Genomic DNA, 14014 nt, shown 5'->3' with positions numbered 1-14014 from the left:
ACTCAAAGAACTTTTCGAATATAATTTTGATGGGAGGAATGTATTTGAGAATAGTCTTTCTTGGCACATCGGCAGCTATCTCAACGTCTAATAGAGACAACACATCGCTTCTTGTGAACGATTTTCTCATAGATTGTCCGGGTAATGTGTTTGGAAAGATGAGAAAAATTGGGTATGATCCTTTAAAACTCCAGAGCATAATAATAACCCACGGACATGTGGATCACATTTACGGTTTACCTTCGTTAATTGAGATGCTCAGGCTTTCAGGAAGAAAAAACCCGATAAAGATTTATGTTGGTGAGTACTTTTACGAACTGGCAAGAACCTATCTTCAAATGCATGACCTTTTACATCAAAACAACGGTTTTGAAATTGAGCTAAAAGCTGTCAAATATGAAAATCACATCTTGATTGAAAACTCAAAGATATCCGTTGAGGTATTCCCTGTAAAGCACTCTGTCCCCAACTTTGGTCTGAAAATCAAATCTCATAAATCAACAGCAGTTTATACAAGCGATACTGAGCCATGTGAAAACCTCGTTCATCTGTTTATGAACGCGGATCTTTTGATACACGAGTCGACCTGCAGTTATCTGTATTCAAAAAGAACAGAGGGTCACACATGTGCTGAAGATGCCGCAAGACTCGCACAGCTATCAAATGTAAAGGTGCTTTGTCTTGTTCACGTAGGTCCAGAGATAGACAACAATGAAACACAGTTGATTAGCGAGCTGAAACAGTATTTTCTCGGTGAGATTTTAATACCAAAGGATCTTGATAGAATAATACTATAGGAGGGGAAAACATGACAAAGTTCAGCTACAAAAACGTCTTTTTGCTCGGCTTTGGTTTTTTTGGAATAAGTGTTCTTTGGCCCCTTTACAACGCTTATGTTCCAATTTTTCTGAAAGATTTTGCTTTGTCCTCCTTCGTAATAGGCATAGTTATGACCATCGACAATATTTTTGCGATCGTGATGCTTCCATACATTGGTACACTCAGTGATCAAACACGTACAAGATTGGGCAGAAGAAAACCATACATCCTGGTCGGTGCACCTTTGGGCGCTCTGTTTTTCTGCCTAATACCACTTATGCGTGATATGAAATCTCTTTCGCTTATGATGACAGTGATCATTCTGATGAACTTTTCAATGGCTCTTTTTAGATCTCCTGTTATAGCACTGATGCCAGACATAACTCCTTCAAAGTACAGAAGCCAGGCGAATGGAATCATCAACTTCATGGGTGGGTTTGGCGCATTGCTGGCTTATTTCGCCGGAAAACCGCTTTATGATGCAAATTATTCCTACCCATTTTTTGTCGGTGGCGCATTAATGCTTTTAGCAAACATCCTCGTCATTTTATTCATAAGAGAACCAAAAGAATACACCATATCTCAGGACGGACTAAATGTTTTTGAGACCGTGAAAAAAGGAAACAGAGAGCTCATCTACAATCTAAAAGAGGCATTTTTCTCAAAAGAGAAGAGTTTACTGTTCATTTTGCTGTCTATACTATTCTGGTTCATAGGATTCAATGCACTGGAAACTTTCTTCACAAGCTATGCCAAGTTTTACCTGGGCATATCTGAGAGTACCGGTGCTCTTGTTCTTGGGGTATTTTCTTTGACTTTCATGTTGTTTTCAATACCGGCAGGTATGATTGGCTCTAAGATTTCAAGAAAAAAAGCCATAAGCATAGGACTGCTCACACTGATATCATGTCTTTTGATAGTTCTCATATTGTCAGCTATCTTTCAGAACAAATCCATTCTACTCTCGATGTTCTTCGTGCTGTTTGCAATCAGCGGCATCGGCTGGGCACTGGTAAATGTCAATTCACTGCCAATGGTTGTGGACATGACAAAAGCAGAAAAAACCGGTGGATACACCGGTTTGTATTACTTTTTCTCGATGGCTGCAAATATATTCGCACCGCCTTTAGCGGGCATCTTCATCGACACAGTTGGATACCCATCTTTGATGGTCTTTTCGATAGTCTTTATTGTTCTGTCGTTTTTAACAATGAGATTCGTCAAAAGAGGTGAAGCACAGGAAAACTAAGCGAAAGAGCCAGAAAAGCAACATCACTATCAAATAAACAAAATCAATAAACAAAGAAACTGCCTTTACGGGCTATTATTTGTACTTGCTGGTTTATCTCAAATGCCTCTTCACTGTTTATGAAAAGTACTTCTTCTATGTCCTGTACCCTGATTTCATAACGATACTTGGAACCAAGATACAGCTTTCCAATCACAGTACCTTCCAGTCTAAGGTCATCTTCATTCATGACAATATGTTGCTGAACTGGAAGAACCTTCGCTTCTTCGGCTCTTATGACGACATGTGTCACATCCTGTTTAGATTGGAACTTCAGATTGCCAATCTTTACAACACCTTCTGCTGAAGGTTTGACTCTGAGCATGCTGTTCACACCTATGAAATCAGCAACAAAGAGATCAACAGGGTTCTCATACACCTGCTGCGGTGTACCGATTTGAAGTACTTTCCCGTTATGCATTATGGCTATCTTGTCAGCTATACTTATAGCCTCTTCCTGATCGTGAGTAACATACAGTGTGGGTATTTTCAATTTTTTTTGCAGGGTTTTCAATTCAAACCTTATTCTCATCCTGATTTTGGCATCAAGATTGGATAAAGGTTCATCCAGTAACAATACATCTGGCTGTACAACGATTGCCCTTGCCAGAGCCACACGTTGTTGCTGACCACCGGAAAGCTGGTTTGGCTTTCTTTCAGCCAGTGGTTTTATATCCAGAAAGTCCAGCGCCCATTCGACTTTTTCCTGTATTGTTTTCTTGTCGTATTTTCTTATTTTCAAACCATAAGCCACATTTTCAAAAACTGTCATATGGGGCCACAAAGCGTAGTTTTGAAAAAACATTGCCACATTTCTTCTTTCTGGAGGAAGGTTTGTAATATCTTTTGATTTCACGAATATTTTTCCAGAATCTAATTGAACAAAACCTGCTATTGACCTCAAAAGTGTGGTTTTTCCAGAACCACTTGGACCTATAACAGCAAGTAACTCTGCATCCTCTATTTCAATGTCCACGTTATCGAGGGCTTTAACTTGACCATAAGACTTGCACAGGTTTTGTGCTCGCAGAATCACCATTATTTCAACCCCCTAAACCGGAAATGTACTCAGCTTTCAAGAATTTTTCAATGAGCACCATGAAGACTAAAGAAGGTACCATCAGAATAATTGCAATCACACTGGCTATTTGAAGGTTATACCCCATGCTCGAGGTGTACATTAGAACGGGAGCCGTTTGAATAAATGGTGCCCCTATGAAAAATGCTGCCGTGAACTCACCCATTGACCAGAGAAAAACATAAATCGCTCCAGCAATTATACCTGGGATTGCAATTGGAAAAGTTACAGTCCAGAAAGTCTTGAATCTGCTTGCTCCAAGATTCTGTGCAACCTGTTCAAGTTCTACAGGTATAGATTTGAAAGTTGCAGTTATTATCCACAGTGAGAAAACCAACGATGCCATCGTATGTGCAAGTATGATTCCCCAAATGTTTCCCCTTAATCCCATTCGTCCAAATATACTTGCAAGATTTATAAAAACAGGTAGCTGTGGAAAAGCTTGAGGCATCAAGAATAACAACAGAAGAATTCTTTCAAAAGGCAAACTGTATCTCGCAAAACCGTATGCTGCCGGGATCGCAAGCAAGATAGAAAAAGCTACTGTCAATAGGGCAATCGTAACGCTCAGAGTCAGTGAATTTAAAACCCTTCCCTGCCTGAAAACCTCAAGCCAATATCTCAAAGTAAATTGCTGAGGGAGTGGACTTGGCCAGTACCAGGTTCTTGCAAAACTCCATATGAAAATTCCCACAAGTGGGCCTATCATTATCAAGAGCATGAATATGACAAAGATTACCTTCAACGTCATTCGCCAGATGGAAAATCTCATCCCTTTATACCCCCTCGTTCCGCAGCCATGAATCTCAGATAATACACAGCAAGGACGACAACTATTAAGTACGAGATAACACCCAGGGCATTCGCAACACCCCAGTCGTTGAAGAAATTGATTCTGAACATCATATCAACAGTTATCATGTTGGGGGTATTCGGACCGATCATAACAGGTATAGTTAAGCTGCTTATGGTTCTCACAAAGGTCAGTATGGCTGCCACCATTATGGATGGTCTACACATGGGTATTATCACTGTGAAAACAACTTTTGCCCTGCAAGCTCCGAGATTTCTGGCAGCATCAATGTAAGAATTGTCAAGAGCTCTGAAAGCGCCAAGAACTATTAAAGCTGCGTAAGGGGTCATCACCCATACAAAAGTCCACAAAAGTCCTATCCAGCTTCTTGAAAAGCCCGGTAATTCATTTATTTTAAGGATTCTTGTCAGAAGGGTATTCAACGTACCGTGCGGTGCCAGGAAAATCCTCATTGCGTGACCAACAATCAAAAACGGTATGAACAAAGGCAATCTGTACATCACATCCAAAAATCTCCATTCTTTGAAACGCAAGTAACTTGCTAAAAGAATACTCAAAGCAAGAACAACCACGACTGTCCCGGTTGTCATAGCAACAGAATAAACAATGTCACGTGAATATATTTCAAAAGCCTTTTCATAGTTTGCCCAACTCAACTGTCCGTCTTTTATAAAACTCGTCCAGATGGCACGAATCAAAGGATAAACGTACAAAAAAACTAGGATCAAAAAAGCTGGTAGAACCAACAAAAAACCTATCAGTCGATTCTTAAATTCCATTTTCATAGATCTCACCCACAAAAGGCAGAGCCTGATGGCTCTGCCTATTACTTTTCAACCCATTTTTCATAGGCTTCTTGCATGTCTTGCTTATAAGGAAGCAAAGGCATTGGTTTTGCATATTTGAGTAATTCTTCCTGTTTAACATCTTTGTAGATTCTGTCGAGTACATCCTTAGCAAGATATGGTGTTACAAAATCATCACCTATCGCTGGATACCAGTTGAATCTTTCAACGATATACTTAGCCTGCATCTTCGGTGACGAAACAAATTCAATGAGTTTTAGCGCATAATCTGCATTTGCAGCCTTTGTTGGTATGGCAAAATGCATTGGCTGACCTGGCATGCCGGGTTCTAACAAAACTATTCTGATATTCGGATCCATTCTACCTTCGCGCATCCAGGTATAGAACATATCAACCCAAACAGGTCCCATCCAGATTTCTCCACGATTGAGTGCATCAAGTGTTCCTGCATTTCCAGCTGTCATAGTAACGTACTTGTTGAATTCCTTGAGTTCTGCGTATATCTGGGGCCAATCTTCTTCGTATTTTTTGTCGTATGGACCATTGATCAGGATGTCTGTGTTTTTCGATTTCCAGTAAACCCAGCCGAAGACAAATGAAACACCCGACATACCGCCTTTGATACCGTTGTATCCAAATTTACCCGGGTTCTTTTTGACCCACTCGACCAGCTCAGCATACGATTTTGGTGGGGTTTTGACAAACTTTGGGTTGTAGGCTATTGCAGTTTGGCTGTGAAACATCGGCATAACATAACCATCTACATTAACTCCAAGAGCCATTTCATCTGTATTCCTTATAGCGAGCCTTTTTGCCGTGAGAAAATCGGTGTATTGTCTTATCAAACCTTTCTCAATAGCCCATACTGCGCCTGTTTCATGAATCACAACAACATCTACTGTCCATTTGTCTTTGCCAGAATCTTTTTCAAGCTGCAATTGCTGAATGATTTGTTGAGATCCCGCATCACCTGGTCCAGTGCCTACAACCTTGATTTTCACATTAGGATAGAGTTTTTCAAACTCAGGAGCTATCTCATACTGGAAGAAATCAACCATGTTCTGATCTCCAGCGACCATCATTGTCAGAGTAACCTTAACAGGAATGTCTGATTGAGCAAGAGCGAGAATCGATACCAGGGCAATCATCAAAACCAGAAGTAACCTTCTCATAAAACCACCTCCATGGATGGATATAGCAGTCGATTATTAAACCATTTAAAAACTCTCTAAATACTTTTTCACGGTTCTGTAGGCGATCTTTGCTGATTCCTCGGCACCATCTGGCAGAGGCAGACATTCTACCGAGATATAACCGCTGTACTTTATTTGGTGTAAAACCTCAAAAGTTGACTTGAAATCATAGTGTCCCGTTCCCGGTGCCCATCTGTTGTTATCTGCCACATGAAAATGGTAGAGTTTCTTTGACACTGAAAGAATACTCTCTTCTATTCTCGCTTCTTCTATGTTCATGTGAAAGGTATCGGCGAGTATACCTACGTTTACTCTGTTGATCATCTCAACAACTTCATGAGTTTGATGTAATGTATTTAGAAAATCTATTTCATATCTGTTCAGAGGCTCTATCACAAGAGATACGTTTCTGGATAAAGCATAATCAGCGAGAAATCTCATCTGTTCGACGAATAAATCGATTACTTTTTCAAGTGGCCTTTGTTTTCTGTTTCCCCTTATAAATCCTATGATCACCTTGCAAGAGAATATCGAGGCAAAGTCTATGTGACTTTTCAATCTTTCCACAGTGCGTTTTCTGACATTTTCATCTGGATCGATCAGGTTCAACCCTTCTGCTAAAAATGCCTGACCTGTACCGACCGCAGCGACCTCTACTTTGAGTTCACGAGTCACTTTTTCTATTTCATTTTCGTCAACTTTGGATGGATCCCGAACAGCTATCTCAACCCCGTCGTATCCTATATTCTTTGCCATCTGGATACCTCTTACAAGATCTCCCTTGAAAGCCAAGGAATTAAAAGCGGCATCAGATGTACTTATGACAAGAGCTGTCTTCAACCAGCTCACCCCCGTTCAAGCATTTCATAGACCTTCTGCAGAGCATCTTTCCCCGTCTGAAAGTAAAATTTTGCGGCTTTTTTCAATTCATCACTTGCTTTGCCAACGGCTATACCAATACCAGATGTTTTTATCATCTGAAAATCATTCATGCTGTCTCCCATTGCAATCACTTCATCTAAGGTTATTTTCAACAATTCACAGAGTTTTTTCAAAGCACTGCCTTTGTTTATGGATCTGGGCAGTATCTCAAGCAGATCATCCTCTGATCTGACGACATCGGCTTGCTGCTCAAAAAACTCTGGCAGTTCTATTTCAAGTTTGCTCAAATTGTATGGATAGCTTGCAAAAACAATTTTGGTGATGTTGAGATTCTCGACAAATCTCAAATCGTCTACTGATCTATAGGTCAGGGCATCTCTTATCAGATAAGTAGCTGCATTTGGTCCGACATTGTACATGTAGACCTCTTCGTTTACGAAGAACGCAGCCGTGAGATTTCTATTTGAATTAATTACCTTCAGTGCCAGTTCGACAGCTTTCTTTGACAAAAAATACTGCACTATGTATTTGTTTTGAACTGGATCGTAGATTCTTGCACCGTTGAAGAGTATCACAGGTGTGGTCAGGTTGAGCTTTTCTATGTAATCTTTCGCGGCAGACAAAGCCCGACCCGTGGCAATCGAAAACAGAACACCGAGGTTTTCTATCTTTTTTACAAGTTCAAAGACTTCATGTGAAATGGAATGATCTTTTTCTAAAAGAGTACCATCTAAATCAGAGATGAGAAGCTTCATTCATACCTCACCACCGACAGAGTCATGGGATCGAAATCCAGTCCAACTGTCTCGTTGTAATCTGGAAGGTTTAAAGACAGTGGATTTTGAACCTCGACAGACAAGATTCCATAATCTGTCCTGACTTCGAAAAACGCACTTGCACCTGTGTATATTCTTGTTATAACAACACCATCAACAATACCTTCCTTGGGTTTTACGAACCTGCCTCCTTCCGGTCTCAGAACAAGGTATACCTTTTCATTTACGTTATATTGAACATCTTCTCTCACATTCACCTCTATCTGTGCATTGTTCAAAGTTCGGATCTTACATTTGCCCTGTGAGCAGTTAAGAACAGTTGCCTCAAGAAAGTTTGCCTTTCCTATGAAATTTGCAACGAATTTGTTTGCAGGATATCTGTAAATCATCTGAGGAGAATCCCTTTGCATGATGATCCCATCTTTCATGACAATGATTACATCAGACAGAGTCATCGCTTCAAGCTGATCATGAGTGACATAGATGCTCGTTATACCAAGAGTCGACTGAAGCTTTTTCAACTCTATTCTCATCTGTTCTCTGAGTTTGGCATCGAGATTCGAAAGAGGTTCATCTAAGAGCAAAACCTTCGGTTGAACCACAAGTGCACGAGCAAGTGCAACACGCTGCTGCTGACCTCCGGAAAGCTGACTTGGGTAACGTTTTTCAAGTCCACTCAATCCAACTACAGAAAGCATCTGTAAAACTCTATTTTTGATCTCTCTGTGATCCAGCTTTCTGTTTTTCAACCCGTAAGCGACGTTTTCAAAAACGTTCATGTGTGGGAACAGGGCATAACTTTGAAAAACCATCGCTGTGGGTCTTTTGTTTGGTGGAAGATCATTCACCCTTGTTCCATCTATCAAAACATCACCTTTAGTGGCTATTTCAAATCCACCTATGAGCCGCAGGGTCGTCGTTTTACCGCACCCGGATGGACCAAGAAGGGTCACCAATTGACCTTTTTCAACTCCAAAACTCACATTGTTCACTGCTCTTATAAGAGAACCAGAACTCGAGTCTTTGAACTCTTTAACCAGATTTTTTACCTCAACATAGTACTCTGTCATGACATTGCCCTCCTGATCTTTGTCTGATAAGAAAGGTTGATAGTCACAAATCTCAAAAAGAACATGGCTAATACGACAATACCTATAAGAACGTAACTGAGTGCGGCAGCCTGTGAAAGGTCACTGTTGCCAACCGCTCCAAGTATTCTCACGGTTATCAAATTCCATTTGCCAGAGACAACGAATATAACAGCACTGATTGCCGTCATACTCCTGACAAAAGCTGTGAACAGAGCGTTGAAGAAAGCTGGCATCAAAAGCGGTAAGGTGATCTTCCAGAAGGTTCTGTTACTGCTGCTGCCAAGATCCATAGAAGCCTCTTCTATGGAACGGTCAATTTGATAGAGAGCCGCAACACCGTTTTGTACACCTACGGGCAATTCCCTGAAGATAAAAACCAGTATGATAATCAAAGCAGTTCCAGTCAGAACAAATGGTCTTTGGTTGAACGCAAGCAGATAACCTATACCAACAACCGTACCAGGTACCGCAAAAGTCAGCAAAGAAAGAGCTTCCATAATCCTTCTGCCAGGGAACTGTTTTCTTGCAACAAGATAAGAAATCATGATACCGAGAATTCCACACAGAGGTGTCGCAATGCACGCCAGTATCAGAGTATCTTTGATATAATTCCAATTGTATGTGAATGCGAATTTATAATTATCCAGAGTGAGTTTGTGATTAACACCCCAGAGTTTTGTGAAAGATCCAAATAGCACTGTGCCGTAAAACAAAAAGATCGCAGACACAAGAACCGCACAGATGAGCATAAAAATCATTTTCACGTATATATTCGGTTCAAGCACTTTGACCACAGAGGGTTTGCCCGTAACAGTAACGTATGACTTTTTTGAAAGCCAGTACCTTTGAACAAAAAAGGCTATCAATGTTGGTATCAGTAACAAAATCGCCAGCCCAGACCCGTATGAAATTCTGTAAGAGCCCGTTATCTCAAGATAAGCAGATACGCTCAGAACGTGATACCTTCCACCCAGAATCAGGGGAGTCCCAAAATCTGCCATAGATTGGGAAAAAACCAACAACCATGCGGATAAAACACCCGGCATTGATAATGGGAAAGTGACACGCCAGAAGGTACGCCATTTACCCGATCCAAGGCTTAAAGACGCTTCTTCAAGATCTGAACTTATTGAAATCAGTATCGCTTCCAATGTCATAAACGCTGTTGGAAAATAAGCAAGGGTTTCAACTATTACAAGACCCCAGAAACCATAGATTTCAAATGGCGGTGTGCCATTGAAGAAATTTTTCGTGATGATCCCATTTCTTCCAAACAAAAGGATTGCTGCAAGTGCAATTACAAAAGGCGGTGATATTATTGGAAAGGTGGCAACGGTCCTGAAAAACCCCTTGATCGGTATATTCACCTTCGCAATTGCATAAGCAAATATATACCCTACAAGAACACTTATAAAAGCGACAACTACTCCAAGCTTCAGAGTATTCACTATAGGTGTTACAAAGTATCTTTTGCTGAAGAGATTTTTATAAACATCAAAACCATACATTCCGCTTTTTATCTCAAAGCTCTTCAATCCAACCATCAGTATCGGATAGACAACAAAAACAATCAAAAGCACCCAGACAAAAATGATCAGCGCAAACAAAACAGGTTCATTTATAAGCCTTTTTATCTGTTTGAACCAGTTCATTCAACCCCCCCAACAAGGGCGTGGCTATGTACCACGCCCAATTTTTACATACCGTACTCGATTTCTTCTTTCCACCTTTCGATGAGTCTGTCTTTATTTTCACCGAAGTATTCAAAATCCATAGGTACGACGTTGACATCTTCCATTTTCACAGCACCGGGAGCTACTTTTGCTTGCGGGTTGATCGGTATTCTGTTCCACTGAACCATTAAACTCTGAGCATCGACAGACAGCATCCAGTCTATGAATTTTGCGGCAAGGTCCGGTTCGGGAGCACCTTTTATCATTGACATTGCACCGATTTCATAACCGGTTGGCTCTTTCGGGAAGGTAAGAACTACCGGATAACCTTTTGCTATACCTTTGGTGATGATGTCGTGTGCGAAGGCTATTCCAACTGTTATTTCACCCAACCCCGCCTGGGTAACACATGCGGATCCAGAGGTATTGTAGTGATGAATCTGCTTGTGCAGTTGCTTCCAGTAATCAAAGGCTTTGTCTTCTCCCATTATTGCAACCAGTGCAGCGAGCACAGTATAAGCTGTGCCGGAAGTGTATGGATAGGCAAGAGAGATTCTTCCTTTGAACTGTGGTTTGAGAAGATCATACCAGGAAGTAGGCGGTTCAACACCAAGTTGTTTGAGCTGTTCCGTGTTGCTAACAAAACCTATTGCTCCGAAATACAGACCCACCCAGTAACCATCTGGATCTTTAAAAGCCGCCGGCACATTTTCCACCGCCTGGGATCTGTAAGGTGCCAGAAGCCCTTTCTTTTTTGCAGCAATCTGGTCCAGTGCAGGTCCACCAAACCAGACACTTGCCTGTGGGTTCTTTGATTCAGCTTCTACTCTTGCTAAAAGCTCTCCTGAGGACATCCTCACGACCTGTACTTTAATACCAGTCGCTTTTTCAAACGCATTCACATAAATTGGCCATTCGTTCTCATCCAGTGCCGTGTAGATGTGTAGAACCTGATCTTTTGCAAAAATAACCACAGCAGCGATCAAAATAGCCACCAGCACAAAGAGTTTTTTCATTTCAAACACCTCCTCAATTAGCCCCTGTAGGGACCGGGATATTGCATTTTTTCTGAAGTTATCTTTGCGGCTAAAGTAACGGCTTTATGCAGATCTTCTAAGGCTGTTACAAAAACTGCAAGGCAGGTATCTCCTCTTCCAGTTCTTCCTTCAATCTTATATGGAAGAAATGTCGCGTGATAGAATTTTTCTCCGTCAAAGGCACAGACACCTTCTCTGTAAGTTGCAAGAACTATCTTTACACCCATTCTGTGAATTTGCTCACATGCCTTTTTGAGATCTCTTTCGCCCGTGAGTATGAAAGCTTCGTTGCTGTCTACCTTTAAGACGTCGAAAAATTTGAGATATCTGGTCTTCTCAGACCAGTCCTGATACCTCAACTGTCCATCTTCGGCAACGTTTCTGAGAAATCCCTGAGCATCACCTATCAACATCTCTGTCTTATCTCTCAGCACAGTTATAAGTTCTTCGGGGATCTCTCCATGCCACAGAGCACTCAAAACGATCTTTTCACATGATAAATCTTCGATATCTTCTTTTTCAAATCTTCTTGCTAAATAAAGAATTCGGCTGATTCTATCGTCTGGATTTTCAGTGGGATAGAAGTTTTCAATAGTCGTTGTGGTCTCACTCTCAAGAAAGAAGACTTGAACTTTTGCTTTTACCATCTCATCATATAGGGGGCGATCCTTGTACGCGCATTTTGTTATAACTTTGCAATTAGCACCAGCCCTCTGCGCCGCAATGCTTCCGTAGAACACCCCACCTCCTGGTACCACGACAGTTTTATCTGGCGTTTTGTTTATGTCTTTTGCGACATGACCGATGAATAGAATATTCATCATCATCACCTTTCTACCTGACTCCCGCAGCCGCTGCAATGACATCCATTATGTACTGTGGGGTCACGTCTTTTTTGAGATAGTCTCCTATTTTCTCGCCTCTTTCAAGCAGAACCAGTCTGTCGGCAACCTCATAGACATGGTAGATATTGTGAGTTATAAAAATCACAGATATGCCCCTTTTCTTGGCTTCGAGTATGTGCTCCAAAACCTTTCTCGTCTCACCAACAGACAGCGCTGCTGTTGGCTCATCCAGTATCAGAAGTTTTGCCCCAAAGTGTATGGCTCTCGCTATTGCAACAGCCTGTCTTTCACCACCAGACATGAAAGCCACTGTTTCATCTGGATTTCTCACAGATATACCTATATCTTTCAGAGCGTCCATTGCTATTTTTCTCATCTTTTTTCGCTGAATCCAGGAAAAAGGGCCTATCTTTTTGACCATTTCTCTGCCAAGAAAGAAATTTCTCCACAAAGGCATGAGATTGACAAGTGCAAGATCCTGATAAACTGTTTCTATACCAAGATGCCTTGACTGCCACGGTGATTTGAAATTGACTCTACTGCCTTCAAAGTAAATCTCTCCCTCGTCGGGCTGATAATAACCAACGAGGATCTTTATCAGAGTGGATTTACCAGCACCGTTGTCACCAAGAAGTCCCACTATTTCATTCTTTGAAACAGAAAAGTCCACTCCTTTGAGAGCCTGCACTTTGCCAAAGGATTTCTTTATGCCCTTCATCTGTACGAGTAAATCTCTCATCCTGCTACCTTCTTTCGGATTTTTGCGTTTATGACTGCTGCAACTATCAGGATGATTCCTATGAAAGCTCTGTACCAGTAAGCGGGAGCTCCAGCAAGTACAAGCCCATTTCGAACCATGCTTATCATCGTTGCACCAATCAGTGCACCTAAGATACTGCCATATCCTCCTGTCAGTAGAGTTCCTCCCATAACAGCCGATGCGATGGCTTCCAGTTCCAGCTCCTGACCAAGCGTGGGATCTACTATCTTAAAACGTGCAAAGGTGGTTAATCCGGCAAAGCCGGCTAAAAGACTGCTTATCATGAAGTTGGTTATCTTAACCCTTTCAGAGGGTACACCAAGAGCTTTTGCGGCTCCAAGATTTCCACCAGTTGCAAAAGTCCAGTTACCATACCGCGTTCTTTCAAGAACAAACCAGAAAATGAATGTCAGAAATACAAACCAGATTGCCGAATATCTCAAACCACCAATCACCCGTCCACCAAGATAATCCAGCATCCTTATGCGTCTTGCTAAAATTATGGGAAAACCTCCTGTCACTGCGAGCAATATTCCGCGCCAGAACATCATCATGCCAAGAGTAGTTATAAAAGAAGGTATACCCGTTCTTAAAGTAACAAAACCATTTATCAACCCAATACCAGCCGCTATGGATAACCCAGTCAGCAGGGCGAGATATTCATTCACTCTGTGGTTCACCATTATCGCGAATACCATCGGGACAACCGCAAAAACTGCTCCAACGGACAAGTCAAACTCACCGCTTATCATGAGCATGCATACACCGACGGCTATGATGCCAAGCTCTGCAGCCATTGTGAGGGTGTTCAACAGATTGTCGACACTGGCGAATCTGCTGGAAAGAAAAGAAAAAATAACAAAAAACACCGCAATTCCCACAACAGCCCCAAATTCTTTTATTCTCAAAAAAGCCTGAAAATCTCTTTTCTGATCCAAAACCATTCCCCCTT

At 41.5% G+C, this 14014-nt stretch carries 14 protein-coding genes; 2 read left to right on the top strand and 12 right to left on the bottom strand.

Translation table 11 applies throughout. The annotated features are described in order from the left end of the window. The first annotated feature begins 44 nt into the window (after window positions 1-44). Together AC4E92_RS04490 and AC4E92_RS04485 are read left to right on the top strand one after the other, a co-directional pair. Window positions 45-797, top strand: a complete 753-nt coding sequence (locus AC4E92_RS04490; protein ID WP_490239400.1) for an MBL fold metallo-hydrolase — start codon at window positions 45-47, stop codon at window positions 795-797. A gap of 11 nt (window positions 798-808) precedes the next feature. Next, a complete protein-coding gene (locus AC4E92_RS04485; protein WP_490239399.1) occupies window positions 809-2068 on the top strand; it encodes an SLC45 family MFS transporter in 1260 nt (419 codons plus the stop codon). Between the two features lie 43 nt (window positions 2069-2111). On the opposite strand, the gene AC4E92_RS04480 is transcribed toward AC4E92_RS04485, so the two are convergent. From AC4E92_RS04480 to AC4E92_RS04425, 12 genes are read right to left on the bottom strand one after another with little or no spacing between them, the layout of a single operon-like run. After that, window positions 2112-3146: an ABC transporter ATP-binding protein gene (locus AC4E92_RS04480; protein ID WP_490239398.1), complete on the bottom strand. Its 1035-nt coding sequence runs from the start codon at window positions 3144-3146 to the stop codon at window positions 2112-2114. Between the two features lie 4 nt (window positions 3147-3150). Further along, the gene (locus AC4E92_RS04475; RefSeq protein WP_490239397.1) at window positions 3151-3957 is read right to left on the bottom strand and encodes an ABC transporter permease; all 807 of its coding nucleotides are present in this window, start codon (window positions 3955-3957) and stop codon (window positions 3151-3153) included. Beyond that, on the bottom strand, window positions 3954-4784 hold the full coding sequence (locus AC4E92_RS04470) for an ABC transporter permease (protein WP_490239396.1): 831 nt from the start codon (window positions 4782-4784) through the stop codon (window positions 3954-3956). Before AC4E92_RS04470 ends, AC4E92_RS04475 begins: the two co-directional genes overlap by 4 nt. 41 nt (window positions 4785-4825) lie before the next feature. Next, the gene (locus AC4E92_RS04465; RefSeq protein ID WP_490239395.1) at window positions 4826-5977 is read right to left on the bottom strand and encodes an extracellular solute-binding protein; all 1152 of its coding nucleotides are present in this window, start codon (window positions 5975-5977) and stop codon (window positions 4826-4828) included. Between the two features lie 45 nt (window positions 5978-6022). Further along, window positions 6023-6838: a 5-keto-L-gluconate epimerase gene (iolO, locus tag AC4E92_RS04460; protein ID WP_490239394.1), complete on the bottom strand. Its 816-nt coding sequence runs from the start codon at window positions 6836-6838 to the stop codon at window positions 6023-6025. 5 nt (window positions 6839-6843) lie between these two features. Further along, entirely contained in the window at window positions 6844-7635 is a 792-nt protein-coding gene (locus AC4E92_RS04455) for a Cof-type HAD-IIB family hydrolase (protein WP_490239393.1), read from the bottom strand. After that, a complete protein-coding gene (locus tag AC4E92_RS04450; RefSeq protein WP_490239392.1) occupies window positions 7632-8726 on the bottom strand; it encodes an ABC transporter ATP-binding protein in 1095 nt (364 codons plus the stop codon). The genes AC4E92_RS04455 and AC4E92_RS04450 overlap by 4 nt, the downstream gene beginning before the upstream one ends. Next, entirely contained in the window at window positions 8723-10399 is a 1677-nt protein-coding gene (locus AC4E92_RS04445) for an ABC transporter permease (protein WP_490239391.1), read from the bottom strand. The genes AC4E92_RS04450 and AC4E92_RS04445 overlap by 4 nt, the downstream gene beginning before the upstream one ends. Before the next feature lie 44 nt (window positions 10400-10443). Beyond that, entirely contained in the window at window positions 10444-11436 is a 993-nt protein-coding gene (locus AC4E92_RS04440) for an ABC transporter substrate-binding protein (protein WP_490239390.1), read from the bottom strand. A 17-nt stretch (window positions 11437-11453) separates the two neighbouring features. Beyond that, window positions 11454-12287 carry a carbohydrate kinase family protein gene (locus tag AC4E92_RS04435; protein WP_490239389.1) on the bottom strand — a complete coding sequence of 278 codons (834 nt, stop codon included), beginning with the start codon at window positions 12285-12287 and terminating at the stop codon, window positions 11454-11456. Window positions 12288-12291: 4 nt separating this feature from the next. Beyond that, the gene (locus AC4E92_RS04430; RefSeq protein WP_490239388.1) at window positions 12292-13041 is read right to left on the bottom strand and encodes an ATP-binding cassette domain-containing protein; all 750 of its coding nucleotides are present in this window, start codon (window positions 13039-13041) and stop codon (window positions 12292-12294) included. After that, entirely contained in the window at window positions 13038-14006 is a 969-nt protein-coding gene (locus AC4E92_RS04425) for an ABC transporter permease (RefSeq protein WP_490239387.1), read from the bottom strand. Before AC4E92_RS04425 ends, AC4E92_RS04430 begins: the two co-directional genes overlap by 4 nt. Window positions 14007-14014: the final 8 nt, after the last annotated feature.

The sequence above is a fragment of the Pseudothermotoga sp. genome (genome assembly GCF_031962025.1).
In the GTDB taxonomy this organism is placed as follows: Bacteria; Thermotogota; Thermotogae; order Thermotogales; family DSM-5069; genus Pseudothermotoga_B.
This window is presented reverse-complemented; position numbering and strand designations above follow the sequence as displayed.